The organism is Microbacterium timonense (assembly GCF_900292075.1).
In the GTDB taxonomy this organism is placed as follows: Bacteria; Actinomycetota; Actinomycetes; order Actinomycetales; family Microbacteriaceae; genus Microbacterium; species Microbacterium timonense.
In genome coordinates this window covers 985,308-1,000,269 of record NZ_OLMV01000001.1, presented here as the reverse complement: position 1 = coordinate 1,000,269, position 14,962 = coordinate 985,308, and the positions used below count along the sequence as shown (strand labels likewise).

Genomic DNA, 14,962 nt, shown 5'->3' with positions numbered 1-14,962 from the left:
GTGTGCGCGGCATGCGTGGGCCCCCGTAGCCCAATGGCAGAGGCAGGCGACTTAAAATCGCTTCAGTGTGGGTTCGAGTCCCACCGGGGGTACCCGTCGTCAGGCCCCGGATCTTCCGGCACATGCGCAGCGTGCGCCGAGAATGCGGCGCGGCGCATCGGCCGTCGCCCCCCCTCGGGCGCCTGCATGCTGCCCGAGGGGGCGTCGTCGATCAGGGGGTGGCGGAGGCTTGCGTCCCCAGTCCGCGTCGCCTCCGTCGCGGGCCCCAGCCCGAGCGTCTCCCCAGACGACCTCGGATCCCGCATGACGAAGCTAGCGTGTCCCCCATATGGGGGACAAACCCGCGAGCCGGTCGCTCGGGAAACTCTCAGCAACGACCCCGCCGTGGTCGCCCCGTCCGTCCGGCGGCGCGGAGATGCTGGTGGTCTCGCGCGCGCCGCGTTAGCCTGACGGCATCGGCGAAGGGGGCGTGAGCGATGATCGAGGACAGCAAGGGCCGGACCGACAAGCAGCGCCCGCCCCGCAGCGGATGGTGGTGGAAGCTCGTCGCCCTCTTCCTGGCGGTGCCGCCGATCACCGTGTACGCGGCTGAGGACGAGGTGGAGCAGGAGCGCGCCTCGCGCAAGGACTGATCCTTCGCATCTCGTCGCCTCCTGTGTGCGCGCGACACCCTGTCGGGCGCTCGTCAGCGACGCGGGCGGGGCCGTAGGCTGGGGCGATGCGCGCGCACCCGAAGCGAGCCGTATGAGTCTCGATCTCCTGTCCTCACCCGCGGCGACGAAGCCGTGGGACGATCCCGCGTCCTACTGGGGCGCCATGACCCACGCCCTGGCGGACGTGAGCGGCCCGGTGGCCGCGATCAACGCCGACGCCCTCCGCTACAACGCGCTGGACCTCGTCGTGCGCGCGGGCGGGGTGCCCATCCGTGTCGCGAGCAAGTCGGTGCGCGTTCGTGAGGTGCTCGACGCCGTGCTGGCGCTGCCGGGCTATCGCGGCATCCTCGCCTTCACGCTCCCCGAAGCCCTCTGGCTGGCCGCGACCCACGACGACATCGTCCTGGGCTATCCGACCGCCGATCGCGGGGCGTTGGCCGCGCTGACGACCGACGAGGCTGCGGCGTCGCGGATCACGCTGATGGTCGACGATCTCGCACAGCTCGACCTCGTCGACGCGATCGCCGCACCGGGTTCGCGGCCCGAGATCCGCGTCGCGATCGACGCCGACGCGTCGTGGCGGGCGCCGGGCCTCGGCCACATCGGCGTCCTGCGCTCTCCGCTCCACGAGGCCGCCGAGGTCGCCTCACTCGCACGCGCGATCGCAAGGCGTCCCGGGTTCCGGCTGGTCGGTCTCATGATGTACGAAGCGCAGATCGCCGGACAGGGTGATGCCACCGGATCCGGTGATGCGGTCATCCGGTGGATGCAGCGCCGCTCTGGCGCCGAGCTCCTCGACAGACGGGGTGCCATCGTCGCCGCCCTGCGTGACATCGCCGCCCTGGACTTCGTGAACGGGGGAGGGACGGGCTCGCTCGAGCTGACAGCATCCGATCAGGCGGTCACCGAGCTCACCGCCGGCAGCGGCCTGCTCGCGGGCCACCTGTTCGACGGCTACCGCGCTTTCGACCCGGCCCCTGCCGCAGCCTTCGCCCTGGAGGTGGTGCGAAAGCCGGCCGCCGATGTCGCCACCGTGCTGGGCGGCGGGTGGATCGCCTCCGGTCCCGCCGTGGAGTCCCGCCAACCCCGCGCGGTGTGGCCGCCCGACCTGCGCACGGCGCCGCGCGAGGGCTCGGGCGAAGTGCAGACGCCGCTGCGCGGTGCGGCGGCGCGCAGACTCCGCGTCGGGGACCGTGTGTGGTTCCGCCACGCCAAGAGCGGAGAGCTCGCCGAAAGGGTCGAGCGCTACCACCTCGTCGAGGGGGAGCGCCTCGTGGGAGAGCTTGCCACCTACCGAGGCGAAGGGAAGGCGTTCCTGTGACACGTCCGGGCGGAGTCTGGCGCAACTGGGGGCGTTCGGAGTCGGTCCGACCGCAACGGGTGGAGTTCCCCCGCACCGTCGCGGCGGTGCAGCGGGCGGTGGTCGCCGCGGCAGCGCAGCGGCTGCCGGTGAAGGCGGTCGGGGCGGGGCACAGCTTCACGGGGATCGCGGTCGCACCGGGAGTGCTTCTCGAGCTGGACGATCTCACCGGACTCGTCTCGGTCGATGTGGAGCGCGGACGTGTCACCCTGCTGGCAGGCACCCGGCTGCACCAGATCCCGCGGCTGCTGGCGCCGTACGGCCTGGCCATGGAGAATCTCGGCGACATCGACCGGCAGTCCATCGCGGGAGCGATCTCGACCGGCACCCATGGCACCGGCGCACGATTCGGGGGCATCGCCGCCCAGGTGGTCGGTGCGACACTCGTCACGGCATCCGGCGACCTGCTGCGGGTGGGCGAGGACGAGAACCCCGAGATGCTTCCCGCCGTCGCTCTGGGGCTCGGCGCCCTCGGCATCCTCGTCGAGGTGACGCTGCAGTGCGTGCCCGCGTTCGTCCTGCACGCGGTCGAGCGCCCGGAGTCGCTCGATGACGTCCTCCGGACGCTGGAGGACCGCGTCGCAGCCGAGGATCACTTCGAGTTCTACTGGTTCCCGCACACCGACCGCGCGATGACCAAGACCAACACCCGGCTGCCCGAAAGCGCACCGCGGCACCCGCTTCCGCCGGTGGGGAGGTGGATCGACGACACGCTCGTGGGCAGCGGCCTGCATCAGGTGGCGTGCACCACCGGCAGAGCGGTGCCGGCCCTCGTGCCCGCGATCAACCGGCTCTCGGCGAAGGTCTGGGGCGATCGCGAGTTCACGGACGCCTCGGCCCGCGTGTTCGCGACCAGCCGGTCGGTCCGGTTCCGGGAGATGGAGTACGCGCTGCCCGCCGGGAACGTGCGGCCCGCCTTCCAGGCCCTGCGCGCACTGGTGGACGAGCGGGGCTGGCGGATCGGCTTCCCCGTCGAGGTGCGCTTCGCGGCGGCCGACGACCGCTGGCTCTCGACCGCGCACGACCGGGCGTCCGGCTACATCGCGGTCCACCGGTACTGGCGGGAGGATCCGACCGAGTACTTCGAGGCGGTGGAGGAGATCATGCTCCGCTTCGATGGGCGCCCGCACTGGGGCAAGATGCACACAATCGGCGCCGACATCCTCCGCGCCAGGTACCCCCGGTTCGACGATTTCGTCGCGCTGCGGGAGCGCCTCGATCCCGAGCGCCTCTTCCGCAACGCCTACCTGGAGCGCGTGCTCGGTGGGTAACGGCTGAGAGTCGCGCCCGACGACGACGGCCAGGTCGAACGCCGTCGGTAGGATGAGGGCACGACCGAAAGGGAGCATCGGCAATGGAATGGCTGATCCCAGTCCTTATCGTGGTGGCGCTCGTCGTCATCGTCGGCATCTACCTCTGGGCGACGTACAACTCACTCGTCCAGCTGAACGTGCGTGTCGACGAGGCGTGGAGCGACATCACGGTGCAGCTCAAGCGACGGGCGGATCTGCTGCCGAACCTGATCGAGGCCGTGAAGGGCTACGCGACCCACGAGAAAGCCGTCTTCGAACGCGTGACCCAGGCGCGCGCCGACACGCTGTCGGCCACGGGCCCCGCCGAGGCGGGGGCGGCCGAAGGCCGCATGCAGCAGGCGCTGAAGTCGCTGTTCGCCGTCGCCGAGGCCTACCCGCAGCTGCAGGCGAGCCAGAACTTCCTGCAGCTGCAGCAGTCCGTCGTCGACACCGAAGACAAGATCCAGGCATCGCGCCGGTTCTACAACGGCGGCGTGCGGGAGCTGAACACGAAGATCAAGGTCTTCCCCAACAACCTCTTCGCCCGCAACCTCGGGTTCCACGAACGCGAGTTCTTCGAGGTGATCGACGGCGCCGCGATCTCCGAGCCACCCCGCGTGCAGTTCTGACGCGACGCGGGTCAATGCGAGCGTCGCCAGCGAGCCAGTAGCGAGCGCCAGCGAGCGTAGCGAGACCTCACCTTTCCGCGGTTCCGCCGGATGTCGGAACGCGGGGGTAACGTCGGGGGATGCCTCTCCGGCTCAGTCTCCACGATGCTCGCCGTCTTGCCGTCCGCGCGCAGCTGCTCACGGCGGAACGGCCGGCGGGCATCGTGGAGACCATCGACGGCCTGACTGTCGTCAACATCGAACCCACGGCGGCGATCGCCCCCAGTGCCGACCTGATCCTGTGGAGCAGGCTCGGCTGGCCGTACCAGCCCGCCGATCTCGTGCGCCTGGTCGAGGAGGACCGCGCCGTCTTCGAATGGGGCGGCTTCTACCGCGCCATGACCGACCTCGCGCTCATCCTTCCCGAGATGCGGCGACGGCCGCAGTCGGCTCAGGCGCGCGAATGGCTCGCGGCCAACGACGCGTTCCGGCGTGAGGTCGTGGGGAGGCTCCGTGCAGAAGGCCCGCTGCATGCCGCCGACATCCCCGACACCGCGCAGGTATCGTGGCGCTCCTCGGGGTGGACGAACAATCGCAATTCGCTGCAGCTGCTGGAGATGCTGGTGCTGTGCGGCGAGGTCGCCGTCTCGTCGAGGGATGCCGGCGGCCGGCTGTTCGACGTCGCGGAGCGCGTGTATCCCGCCGACGTCCCGCAGCTGACCGACGAGGAGGCCGCCCGGGAGCGCGCCGAGCGTCGTCTCGTGTCCTTCGGGATCGTCCGCGCCAAGGGCGTATCCCAGCCGATCGAACCGATCGACGTCGGCGAGATCGGCGAGGAGGCCACTGTCGACGGCGTCGACGGCGTCTGGCGCGTGGATCCCGACGGGCTCGCCGCGCTCGACGCTCTCCCGCCGCGGACGGCGCTGCTGTCGCCGTTCGACCGGCTCGTGTTCGACCGCCGCCGTCTCGAGGAGATCTTCGGGTACGAGTACCTCCTCGAGATGTACAAGCCCGCCGCCAAGCGCCGGTGGGGCTACTTCGCGCTGCCGATCCTGCACGGCGATCGGTTCGTCGGAAAACTGGATGCGAAGGCGGATCGCAAGGCCGGCGTGCTGCGCGTGCACGCGATCCATGAGGATGCGCCGTTCACCGACGCCGTCCGTGCATCCGTGCACGCGGAGATCCGCGAGCTGGCGCGCTGGCTGGGCGTGGAGCCCGTCGGTCTCCCCGACGCCTGACCGCGGCGGCAGACTCGCTGCACGCCCGCCGCGCTCAGCTGGCGAGCCCCTCGAGCTCGAGACCGATGTCGTCATCGGGCTCGTCTGCGCCGAGGGCGACCGGTGCGGCCGGGCCGGCGTCGTGGCGGCCCGCCTCAGGCAGGGCGCCCGCCAGGTCGTCGGCGGCATCGCCCCAGCGCGACACCGAGATCTCCTCCAGTCCCTGCCAGGCGGCGGCCAGCCGCAGCTCGTCCGCCAGGCGCGCCGCGGCATCCGCCGGGCGTCCGTGCTCCCACCATGCCGACTGGACGAGCAAGGTCGACCGGGCGCGATCCGCCTTGAGGTCGACGCGCCCCACGATGTCGTCACCGAGGAGAACGGGCAGCGAGTAGTAGCCGTACCGCCGACGGGGCGCCGGCGTGTAGATCTCGATCCGATACTCGAAGTCGAACAGTCGCTGCGCGCGGTCGCGGAACCAGACCACGGGATCGAACGGCGTGAGGATCGCTGCCGCGTCGATCCGCCGGGGGATGACGGCCTCGTCGTGCAGCCAGGCCTTCGCGGGGCGCCCCGCGCTCTTCCACCCGTCGACCGTCACGGGGCGCAGCTCACCGGCATCGACGAGATCGCCCAGGGTAGCGATGACGGCTTTGCGGTCGGCGATGCGCCAGTAATCCGCGATGTCGGCCGCCGTCGCGATGCCGTACGCCCTGGCGGCCCGGCGCACGAGCTCCCGGATAGCGTCGTCTTTCGGGACCGGTGCGGCCAGGACGTGAGCGGGGATCACCTGCTCGGCCAGCGCATAGCGTCGCTCGAAACCCCGGCGGCCGGCGATCGCGACCTCGCCGAACAGCCACAGGTGCTCCAGCGCGTGCTTGACGACGTCCCAGTCCCACCACGGTCCACGGGCCCCCTGCTTGGCGTCGTGTTCGATCTGGGCCGGCCGCAGCGGGCCGCGGTCCGCCAACTCGGCCCGCACCCACTCCACGATGTCGCGGTGGGTGTCGAACCATCCGCCGGGAGCCTGGTACTTCGCCCGCATCGCCGCCATGCGGAAGTCGAACAGGCCCCAGTCGGCGGCGGGGATGAAGGCCGCGACGTGCGCCCAGTACTCCACATACGCCGGCCTGCGCGCGAAAAGCAGCCGGTCCAGGGCCGCCTGGTCATAGGCGCCCACGCGGGAGAACAGGGGCATGTAGTGGGAGCGGGCGAAGACGTTCACCGAGTCGATCTGCAGGGTCGCCATGCGGGCGAGTGCAGCGTTGAGCTGACGCGTGCCGGCGGCCGCGGGCCGAGGCCGCGCGAATCCCTGCGCGGCCAGGGCGACCCGCCGCGCCTCGGCGGCACTCAGTGACGATCTCACGGGGTCAGCGTAACGAGCGGTTCGGACATCGGTGCGGCGGCCCGATCCATGACCGGTGCGGAATGCGACGCGCCTAGACTGGGCCAATGAGCACTGGGCGAACGAGCGGCTCCGACGACAAGCCCCGCGGCTCGCTGTTCGACGCCGTGCGGGATCGCAGCAGGATCGTCTCGACCGAGACGTCCGCGTCCGTGCCGCGCGGACTGCGCATCGTCACGGCGTACTCCTGGCGGCTGATCGTCGTGGCCGTCGCGATCGGCATCGCGATCTGGCTCGTGATGCAGCTGAAGCTGCTCGTCATCCCGCTGCTGATCGCGATCCTCATCACCGCACTGCTGTGGCCCGCGTTCGCCTGGATGCTGCGCCACCGGGTGCCGCGTTGGCTCGCGATCGTCATCTCCGTCGTCGGAACGCTGGCGATCGTGACGGGCCTGCTGTGGCTGGTGGTCTGGCAGATCATGCAGCAATGGGATTCGGTGCAGGAGCGCACCGTCGCCGCCGTCGCCCAGTTCCGCCAGTACCTCATCGACGGCCCCCTGCACCTGACAGCCGATCAGATCGACGGGATGCTGGACCAGGGCTTCGCCTTCCTGCAGGAGCAGGCCGAGCTGCTGTGGTCGGGCGCCCTCGCGATCGGCAGCACCATCGGTCACGTCGCCACCGGCGCGCTGCTGGCCCTCTTCATCCTGCTCTGCCTCCTCGCAGACGGCGCCGGCATCTGGCGGTGGACGCTTCGCCTGTTCCCGAAGAAGGCCCGTCCGGCCGCCGACGGCGCCGGCCGCGCCGGCTGGGTCACCGTCGTCAACTACGCCCGCACCCAGCTGCTGGTGGCCACCATCGACGCCATCGGCATCGGCCTCGGAGCCGCGCTGCTGGGCGTTCCGCTGCCCATCCCGGTCGCGGTGCTGGTCTTCCTCGGATCGTTCGTCCCGATCGTCGGTGCGGTGGTCACCGGCGCCGTCGCCGTCTTCCTCGCGCTCGTCTACAACGGCCCGTGGATCGCGCTGTGGATGCTCGTCGTCGTGCTGGGCGTGCAGCAGCTGGAGGGCCACGTGCTGCAGCCGCTGCTGATGGGCTCGGCGGTGAAGGTCCATCCGCTGGCGGTGGTCCTCGTCGTCGCCGGTGGCGCGATGATCGCCGGCATCCCCGGAGCGCTGTTCGCCGTGCCGCTGGCAGCCTTCGTCAACGTCGTCGCCGTGTATCTGGCGGAGCGTGCCTGGCAGACAGGGGCCAAACCCACCGGCGACCTCATCTGGAGCACCGTCCCCCGGCAGAGGAGAGTCCGCTCGTGACCACCGCCATGCCTTCCGCCGACCGCGCGGCCGGGGCGGCCCCCGGCGCCGCCGTTCCGACGCTCGCCGATTTCTCGGATGCCGCGGCCACCCTCGAGGGCGTCATCTCGCACACTCCGCTCGAGGAGTCCCAGCACCTGTCGGACCTCCTGGGCGTGCCCGTGCACCTGAAGCTCGAGAACCTGCAGCGCACCGGCTCGTTCAAGATCCGCGGTGCCACCTACCGGCTCTCGCGCCTCACACCGGAGGAGCGGGCCCGCGGCGTCGTCGCCGCTTCGGCGGGCAATCACGCCCAGGGAGTCGCGATGGCCGCGAAGGCCCTCGGCATCCCGGCCACGATCTTCATGCCGCTGGGCGTCCCCGTCCCGAAGCTCCTGGCCACCCGCGGGTACGGCGCCGACGTGGTGCTGGAGGGGGCCACGGTCGAGACACCGCTGCGGATGGCGGCGGAGTTCGCCGAGCGCACCGGGGCGGTCTTCATCCACCCGTTCGACCACCCCGACGTCATCGCCGGCCAGGGCACGCTCGGCCTCGAGCTGATGGACGAGGTGCCCGACCTCGACACCGTCGTGGTCGGCATCGGCGGGGGAGGGCTCATCGCCGGCGTCGCGGCCGCCGTGAAGGCGCGCGCAGCCGCGGAGGGGCGCACCATCCGTGTCATCGGCGTGCAGGCGGCGAACTCGGCCGCATACCCGCCGTCGCTGGAAGCCGGGCACCCGATCGAGGTCGCCACGACGCCGACGATCGCCGACGGCATCGCGGTCGCACGTCCCGGCGACCTTCCTTTCGAGATCATCCGCGATCTCGTGGACGATGTCGTGACAGTGTCGGAGGACGACATCGCCCGTGCCCTGCTGGTCCTGCTCGAGCGGGCCAAGCAGGTCGTCGAGCCGGCCGGCGCGGTCGGCGTCGCGGCGATCCTCGCCGGCAAGATCGTCGCGCACGGTCCGACGGTGACGGTGCTGTCGGGCGGCAACATCGACCCGCTGCTGCTGCAGCGTGTCGTCGCGCACGGACTGGCGGCATCCGGTCGGTACATGACGTTGCGCATCCCTCTTCCCGACCGCCCCGGTCAGCTGGCGCGCGTGTCGGAGCTGCTGGCGATCGCCGGCGCCAACGTGATCGAGGTGCTCCACACCCGGCACGGGCAGGGGCTGCAGATCAGCGAGGTGATCCTGCAGCTGAGCGTCGAGACGCGCGGCGAGGAGCACCGCGCGCACGTGATCGCGGTGCTGGAAGAGGCCGGCTACGCGCCGACCGTCGTCCTCGATTGAGCGGGCGCGAGACGGCGGCTACCGGCCGTTGTAGGTCTCGACCTTGAGGATCTCGACGGTGATCTCGCGGCCGTTGGGAGCGGTGTACGAGGTCTTCTCGCCCTCCTTGCGGCCGAGGATGGCGGTCCCCAGCGGCGAAGCCTCGCTGTAGACGTCCAGCTCCGACCCGGCGGCGATCTCACGGTTGCCCAGGAGGAAGACCTCCTCGCCGCCGGCGATCACCGCCGTCACGACGGTGCCGGGCTCGACCACGCCGGTGCTCTCCGGAGCCTCGCCGACCTTGGCGTTCTTCAGCAGCTCCTGGAGCGTGCGGATGCGCGCCTCCTGCTTGCCCTGCTCGTCCTTGGCAGCGTGATAGCCGCCGTTCTCCTTGAGGTCGCCCTCTTCACGGGCGGCCTCGATGCGCTTGGCGATCTCCTCGCGGCCGGTCGTCGAGAGGTGCTCCAGCTCGGCGGCCAGGCGGTCGTAGGCGTCCTGGGTGAGGAAGGTCACGGGGGCGTCGGACACGACTGACTCCTTCTTTCGGCCCCGCCGCTGTGGGACGGGACGGCATAAACCGAACGCCCCGGCTCACGGCCAGGGCGCGATCGACTGCAGTCACGTCAGACTACGTCACCCCGCCGGTGCAGGCAAAACCCAGCACGAGTTCACGAAGCCGGTGGTTGCCAGGGCCGTGGTGGGGATCACCTCGCGGAACGCGCGGGCATGGAGCTCGGATGCCGGGATCTCGACCACGCGGAAGCCGACGACACCATGATCCTCATCCTGGGCCTCGATGGCGCACGCCACCGCCGAGCCGGGAGGCGAGGTGATCTGGAAGCCCAGCGTCACGGAATGCTCGTCCGAGACCTCGAACGACGTCGTGTCCGAATCGACGTCGTCCAGCGCTCCCTGGACGGTGAACCAGCCGAACAACGCGACGACGCCGACGGCGATCAGCGCCCCCGCCGCGATCAGCCAGCGCCGAGCGGGGGAGCGGCGACGCCCGTAACGCTCGTCGAGCATGTCCTGGGTGGTCATGCCGCTCCTCGGTCTGGTCGGTCGTGAGGGGAGATTAGGCTGGACTCCAGGCTATGCGCTCGTGCGCACACCCGATGACACCGCCCGCTCCGCGGGCAGAGCGAGGACCCCATGCATCACGCGCTCGCCGCCTTCGCCCGCGCTGCGGCCACGCCGACACCGACTCCGACGCCGGCCGTCGATCCCGACCTCGTCACGCCCGGAGTGGTGGGCTTCCTCTTCACGGCGCTCATCGCGATCGCCGTGATCTTCCTGGTGTGGGACATGATGCGCCGGATCCGGCGCGGCCGGGTGCGCGCCGACATCCAGGAGGAGCTGGACGCGCAGGAGCAGGCCGCGCGAGCCGTCGAGGCGACGGAGGTCGACGACCAGAGCATCGACGCGGCGGGAGACGGGACCCCGGAATCGGGTGACGACGAGAAGCCGGGCCCGCAGCGCTGAGGTGCGCCGTCAGGCGGGCACGCCGAGCGATGGCGCGAGCGGGTGCAGCGCGATCAGCAGGCACGCGGTCCAGTGGCAGAGGAATGCCAGCACCGTGCACACGTGGAAGATCTCGTGGAAGCCGAAATGGCCGGGCCACGGATTGGGGCGCTTGAGCGCGTAGACGACAGCGCCCAGGGTGTACAGCACGCCTCCCACCACGACCAGGATCATCATGAGGGCGTTCGCCTCGAACAGGTCGACGATGTACATGACGGCCGCCCACCCCAGCACGAGGTAGAGAGCGACGTAGAGCCAGCGCGGCGCGTTGATCCAGAAGACCCGGAACAGGATGCCCAGCAGCGCACCGGTCCAGACGAGGATGAGCAGCAGCATCCCCTTCTGCGGCGGGAGGGCCAGCGTGGCGATGGGGGTGTAGGTGCCGGCGATGAGCAGCAGGATGTTCGCGTGGTCGATGCGCTTGAGGATCGACTTGGTCCGCGGCTTCCAGTTGAACCGGTGGTACAGCGCCGAGTTGCCGAACAGCAGCAGCGAGGTGGCCATGAACACGGCGGAGGCCCATTTGGCCGGCGCGCCCTGCGCGAAGACGATGAGCACGACGCCGGCCGCGATGGCCACCGGGAAGGTGGCGGCGTGGATCCATCCTCGCCACGACGGCTTGAGTTCCGGAGTCGCCGCGTCGACGGCGGCGGCGTCCATGAGCGGAAGCACGGGCACTTCGGGCGCGCGGGGAAGGCGGCGGGCGCGGCTCATGCCCCCAGCGTAGACGGACGCACATGCCGGCAACGGAACATACCGCGTCCCGCTGCGGCGGGAACCCGGTTCCACGCTAGGGCGGGCGCCGGGTGCGGGGTAGCGTAGGCGTGTGGCGCGTGGGACGACGAACGAGGGCAGGGGTCCGCTCTACCGCCTCTACATCAACCGCCTGCGGCGCAGGCTGGATCCGGCCACGGTGCCACGGCACCTGGCGATGATGATCGACGGCAACCGCCGTTGGGCGAAGCAGCTCGGCTACGACTCCGCGGCGCACGGCCATCGGGCCGGCGCCGCGAAGATGAAGGAGTTCCTGCGCTGGTGCGACGACGTCGGCATCCGCGTCGTGTCGCTGTATCTGCTGTCCAACGACAACCTCCGCAAGCGCGACTCGCGCGAGCTGGCCGACCTCATCGAGATCATCGCCGAGCTCGCCGACGAGGTCTCCCACGAGCGGGACTGGCGGGTCAAGCACGTGGGGCGGGCAGACACGCTGCCGGCGGACCTCGCGCGGGTGCTCGCGGAGGTCGAGGTGCGCACCAAGGACAACACCGGGATGCACGTCAACCTGGCGGTCGGCTACGGCGGCCGCGGCGAGATCGTGGACGCTGTGCGCAGCATCATCGCTCAGCACGACGAGCGCGGCGGTTCGCTCGAAGAGCTGGCGGCCAGCCTCACGCCCGAGCAGATCGGCGAGCATCTCTACACCGGTGGCCAGCCCGATCCCGACCTGGTCATCCGCACCTCGGGGGAGCAGCGGCTCAGCGACTTCCTGCTGTGGCAGTCGGCGCACAGCGAGTTCTACTTCGTCGAAGCCCTCGGCCCCGACCTGCGCGAGGTCGACTTCCTCCGCGCGATCCGTGACTTCGCCTCGCGTGACCGTCGTTTCGGCGGCTGAGCACCCGGTCACACCGCCGCGCACCCCTCTGCCAGAATGATCCGCGTGACGGATCTGGACTCCTACATGGCGTCGTTCGACGGGGAACCCGGGTACCTCGACTGGGCGGCGTTCGGCCCGTTGGCACCCGCCGTCCGCACCGAAGTGCAGGCCGACACCGAACTGCTCGGTTCGGGCCGGCGCACCAGCATCCAGCTCGTCGACGACCATGAGCGACAGGCGCGGGAGCTGGTCGCCCGGCTGATCGGGACGGATGCCGCGCAGGTCGTCCTGCAGCCGTCCACCACCTACGGCCTCATGCACGCGCTCTACGGCATCGCGGGCGGTCTCATGCTGAGCCGGGCGGAGTTCCCGAGTCTGACCGTGGCCGCCACACGGGCATCGGAGTCGTTCGGATCGCTCCATCCGCAGTGGGTGGACCCCGTCGACGGCTTCATGACACCCGACGTGGTGCGCTCCGCACTGACCGAGGACACCCGGGCGGTCGCGGTCAGTCTCGTCGACTTCCGCACCGGGTACCGCGCCGATCTCGCCGCGCTGCGCGAGGTGATCGGGGACCGGCTTCTCATCGTGGACGCGATCCAGGGCTTCGGCATGGTGCAGGCCGACTACCTGGCCGCGGATGTCGTATGCGGCCACGGCTACAAGTGGCTGCGGGCCGGGCGGGGCACGGGGTTCGCCTGGTTCGGCGAGCGGGCGCTGGAGCGCATCGCCCCGGTGCTGTCGGGATTCGGCGGTGTGGACGGCGGGCTGCCGGTCGACACGGTGCCGGCTCCCGCGCCGTCGGCGCGGGCCTTCGCCGTCTCCCGGGTCGACACGCTGGCCGCCGGCAGGCTCGCCACGGCACTGCGGGAGATCGTCGACGTCGGCGTCGCGAACATCGAGTCCGTGCTGTCCGAGCGTGCGGCGGACGTCATGTTCTTCGCCGATCGGTACGACGTGCCGGTGATCACCCCCCGAGACCCCGAACGCCGCGCGGGGATCGTCACGCTGGAGCCTGCGCCGCAGGACGCGGCCCCGCTCAGCGCGTCGCTGGTCAACCACGGGCTGACCGTCACGACCCGCGGCGGCCGCATCCGCGTCTCACCCCACGTCGGCACGGGCGCCGACACGCTGCGTCTCTTCGGCGACGCGCTGGCCGCGTTCGCCTCTGCCCGGGTCTGGTGAGCCGAACGGATGCCGCGGCATCCGTTCACCAAGACGTCATGCACTTCGGGCGTGTCGAGTGCGAGCGATGTCGGCGTGCCGTCGTAGCGTGATCGCATCGGGCAAGGAGCCCGGTCGAGTCGGCCTCATGGATCGCGTTTCACGATCTCGACTCGGTCCCCTGGTCGACTCGTGACTGCCGGGTGAAACACCCGGGGCGGGAGTGGGTTGTGACCACACGAGCACCACACGAGCAGCGCAGTCAGGACAGCGAGCAGGTCGCCCTGTCCGATCGGGATCTGCCCGACCAGGATCTGCGGACCTATGTCCTCGACACCTCCGTGCTGCTGAGCGATCCGCGGGCGTTCTTCCGCTTCGCCGAGCACAACGTCGTGATCCCCGTGGTGGTGGTCACCGAGCTCGAAGGCAAGCGACACGACCCCGAGATCGGCTACTTCGCCCGTCAGGCGCTGCGGCACCTGGACGAACTGCGGGTCGAACACGGGCGCCTGGACTTCCCCGTTCCCGTCGGCCGCGGCGGCACGCTGCGCGTGGAGCTCAACAACACCGACGCGACCGTACTGCCCTCGGGCATGCGGCTCGGCGACAACGACAGCCGCATCCTGGCCGTCGCCATGCACCTCGCCCAGGACGGACAGGAGGTGACGGTCGTCTCGAAGGATCTGCCGATGCGCGTCAAGGCGGCATCCCTGGGCATCACCGCGGAGGAGTATCTCGCCGAGCAGGCGGTCGACTCCGGCTGGACCGGCATCGCCGAACTCGATGTCTCGGGCGATGACATCAGCGACCTGTACGAGAGCGAGGTCGCGTCCAGTGACGAGGTGCGTGGTCTGCCGGTGAACACCGGCCTCATCATCCACTCCGAGCGCGGATCGGCGCTGGGCCGCGTGGTCGGGGACGGGGAGTATCGCCTCGTCCGCGGCGATCGAGAGGTGTTCGGCCTGCACGGTCGTTCGGCCGAGCAGCGCATCGCCATCGATCTTCTGCTGGACCCCGACGTGGGCATCGTCTCGCTGGGCGGCCGCGCCGGCACGGGCAAGTCGGCGCTGGCGCTGTGCGCGGCGCTGGAAGCGGTCCTGGAGCGCCAACAGCAGCGGAAGATCATCGTGTTCCGGCCGCTCTTCGCGGTCGGCGGTCAGGAGCTGGGCTACCTGCCGGGCGACCAGCAGGAGAAGATGAACCCGTGGGGGCAGGCGGTCTTCGACACGCTCGGCTCGGTGGTGTCGACGAATGTCCTGGACGAGGTCGTCGAGCGCGGCCTCCTCGAGGTGCTGCCTCTCACGCACATCCGCGGACGGTCGCTGCATGACGCGTTCGTGATCGTCGACGAGGCCCAGTCGCTGGAGCGCAACGTGCTGCTGACGGTGCTCAGCCGCATCGGCCAGAACTCGCGGGTCGTGCTGACCCACGACGTGGGGCAGCGCGACAACCTGCGCGTGGGCCGACACGACGGAGTCGCCTCGGTGATCGAGACCCTCAAGGGCCACGGGCTGTTCGGCCACGTCACACTGGTGCGCTCCGAACGATCCGCGATCGCCGCACTCGTGACCGACCTGCTGGAGGCCGGCGAGCTGGCGTGAGGCGCGCCCGTCGGGACTGACGGGCCAGGCCCGGGGAATGCGTT

At 70.6% G+C, this 14,962-nt stretch carries 15 protein-coding genes and 1 tRNA gene; 12 read left to right on the top strand and 4 right to left on the bottom strand.

Annotated elements, in window-relative coordinates; all coding sequences use genetic code 11:
* Window positions 1-19: 19 nt before the first annotated feature.
* The 6 genes from C9992_RS04810 to C9992_RS04790 all read left to right on the top strand — a co-directional run bounded on the left by C9992_RS04810 (window position 20) and on the right by C9992_RS04790 (window position 5,151).
* Window positions 20-92 (top strand) — tRNA-Leu (locus C9992_RS04810).
* Window positions 93-476: 384 nt separating this feature from the next.
* Complete coding sequence (locus tag C9992_RS18000) at window positions 477-632, top strand: hypothetical protein (RefSeq protein ID WP_160150824.1); 156 nt, start codon at window positions 477-479, stop codon at window positions 630-632.
* A gap of 112 nt (window positions 633-744) precedes the next feature.
* On the top strand, window positions 745-1,974 hold the full coding sequence (locus C9992_RS04805; RefSeq protein ID WP_106814382.1) for an alanine racemase: 1,230 nt from the start codon (window positions 745-747) through the stop codon (window positions 1,972-1,974).
* Window positions 1,971-3,284 (top strand): D-arabinono-1,4-lactone oxidase, encoded by a 1,314-nt coding sequence (locus tag C9992_RS04800; RefSeq protein ID WP_106814381.1) that lies wholly within the window; start codon window positions 1,971-1,973, stop codon window positions 3,282-3,284. The genes C9992_RS04805 and C9992_RS04800 overlap by 4 nt, the downstream gene beginning before the upstream one ends.
* 83 nt (window positions 3,285-3,367) lie before the next feature.
* Window positions 3,368-3,934, top strand: a complete 567-nt coding sequence (locus C9992_RS04795) for a LemA family protein (RefSeq protein WP_106814380.1) — start codon at window positions 3,368-3,370, stop codon at window positions 3,932-3,934.
* A gap of 119 nt (window positions 3,935-4,053) precedes the next feature.
* Window positions 4,054-5,151 (top strand): DNA glycosylase AlkZ-like family protein, encoded by a 1,098-nt coding sequence (locus C9992_RS04790; protein ID WP_106814379.1) that lies wholly within the window; start codon window positions 4,054-4,056, stop codon window positions 5,149-5,151.
* Between the two features lie 34 nt (window positions 5,152-5,185).
* Here C9992_RS04790 and C9992_RS04785 read toward each other — a convergent pair whose 3' ends face one another.
* Window positions 5,186-6,493: a winged helix-turn-helix domain-containing protein gene (locus tag C9992_RS04785; RefSeq protein ID WP_106814378.1), complete on the bottom strand. Its 1,308-nt coding sequence runs from the start codon at window positions 6,491-6,493 to the stop codon at window positions 5,186-5,188.
* A gap of 86 nt (window positions 6,494-6,579) precedes the next feature.
* Between C9992_RS04785 and C9992_RS04780 the strand changes: the two genes are divergently transcribed.
* Together C9992_RS04780 and ilvA are read left to right on the top strand one after the other, a co-directional pair.
* On the top strand, window positions 6,580-7,785 hold the full coding sequence (locus C9992_RS04780) for an AI-2E family transporter (protein ID WP_106814377.1): 1,206 nt from the start codon (window positions 6,580-6,582) through the stop codon (window positions 7,783-7,785).
* A gap of 8 nt (window positions 7,786-7,793) precedes the next feature.
* A complete protein-coding gene (gene ilvA, locus C9992_RS04775; protein ID WP_106814649.1) occupies window positions 7,794-9,059 on the top strand; it encodes a threonine ammonia-lyase in 1,266 nt (421 codons plus the stop codon).
* An 18-nt stretch (window positions 9,060-9,077) separates the two neighbouring features.
* Here the strand turns inward: ilvA and greA are convergent, their stop codons facing one another.
* Complete coding sequence (gene greA, locus C9992_RS04770) at window positions 9,078-9,566, bottom strand: transcription elongation factor GreA (protein ID WP_106814376.1); 489 nt, start codon at window positions 9,564-9,566, stop codon at window positions 9,078-9,080.
* A gap of 105 nt (window positions 9,567-9,671) precedes the next feature.
* A complete protein-coding gene (locus C9992_RS04765; RefSeq protein WP_106814375.1) occupies window positions 9,672-10,079 on the bottom strand; it encodes a DUF4307 domain-containing protein in 408 nt (135 codons plus the stop codon).
* Between the two features lie 111 nt (window positions 10,080-10,190).
* On the opposite strand from C9992_RS04765, the gene C9992_RS04760 reads away from it, so the two are divergent.
* Window positions 10,191-10,520: a hypothetical protein gene (locus C9992_RS04760; protein ID WP_106814374.1), complete on the top strand. Its 330-nt coding sequence runs from the start codon at window positions 10,191-10,193 to the stop codon at window positions 10,518-10,520.
* A gap of 9 nt (window positions 10,521-10,529) precedes the next feature.
* Here the strand turns inward: C9992_RS04760 and trhA are convergent, their stop codons facing one another.
* Window positions 10,530-11,273: a PAQR family membrane homeostasis protein TrhA gene (gene trhA / locus C9992_RS04755; protein ID WP_235007985.1), complete on the bottom strand. Its 744-nt coding sequence runs from the start codon at window positions 11,271-11,273 to the stop codon at window positions 10,530-10,532.
* A 112-nt stretch (window positions 11,274-11,385) separates the two neighbouring features.
* On the opposite strand from trhA, the gene C9992_RS04750 reads away from it, so the two are divergent.
* The 3 genes from C9992_RS04750 to C9992_RS04740 all read left to right on the top strand — a co-directional run bounded on the left by C9992_RS04750 (window position 11,386) and on the right by C9992_RS04740 (window position 14,918).
* Window positions 11,386-12,171, top strand: a complete 786-nt coding sequence (locus tag C9992_RS04750; protein ID WP_106814373.1) for an isoprenyl transferase — start codon at window positions 11,386-11,388, stop codon at window positions 12,169-12,171.
* A gap of 45 nt (window positions 12,172-12,216) precedes the next feature.
* Entirely contained in the window at window positions 12,217-13,338 is a 1,122-nt protein-coding gene (locus C9992_RS04745) for an aminotransferase class V-fold PLP-dependent enzyme (RefSeq protein ID WP_407662209.1), read from the top strand.
* A 209-nt stretch (window positions 13,339-13,547) separates the two neighbouring features.
* Window positions 13,548-14,918 carry a PhoH family protein gene (locus C9992_RS04740; protein WP_106814371.1) on the top strand — a complete coding sequence of 457 codons (1,371 nt, stop codon included), beginning with the start codon at window positions 13,548-13,550 and terminating at the stop codon, window positions 14,916-14,918.
* Window positions 14,919-14,962 lie beyond the last annotated feature (44 nt).

Bases quoted from the DNA above. Each gene is read 5' to 3' on its own strand.
- C9992_RS04790 (WP_106814379.1), top strand. From the start codon at position 4,054: ATGCCTCTCCGGCTCAGTCTCCACGATGCTCGCCGTCTTGCCGTCCGC.
- C9992_RS04805 (WP_106814382.1), top strand. From the start codon at position 745: ATGAGTCTCGATCTCCTGTCCTCACCCGCGGCGACGAAGCCGTGGGAC.
- trhA (WP_235007985.1), bottom strand. From the start codon at position 11,273: ATGAGCCGCGCCCGCCGCCTTCCCCGCGCGCCCGAAGTGCCCGTGCTT.
- C9992_RS18000 (WP_160150824.1), top strand. From the start codon at position 477: ATGATCGAGGACAGCAAGGGCCGGACCGACAAGCAGCGCCCGCCCCGC.
- C9992_RS04765 (WP_106814375.1), bottom strand. From the start codon at position 10,079: ATGACCACCCAGGACATGCTCGACGAGCGTTACGGGCGTCGCCGCTCC.
- ilvA (WP_106814649.1), top strand. From the start codon at position 7,794: ATGCCTTCCGCCGACCGCGCGGCCGGGGCGGCCCCCGGCGCCGCCGTT.
- C9992_RS04760 (WP_106814374.1), top strand. From the start codon at position 10,191: ATGCATCACGCGCTCGCCGCCTTCGCCCGCGCTGCGGCCACGCCGACA.
- C9992_RS04795 (WP_106814380.1), top strand. From the start codon at position 3,368: ATGGAATGGCTGATCCCAGTCCTTATCGTGGTGGCGCTCGTCGTCATC.
- C9992_RS04780 (WP_106814377.1), top strand. From the start codon at position 6,580: ATGAGCACTGGGCGAACGAGCGGCTCCGACGACAAGCCCCGCGGCTCG.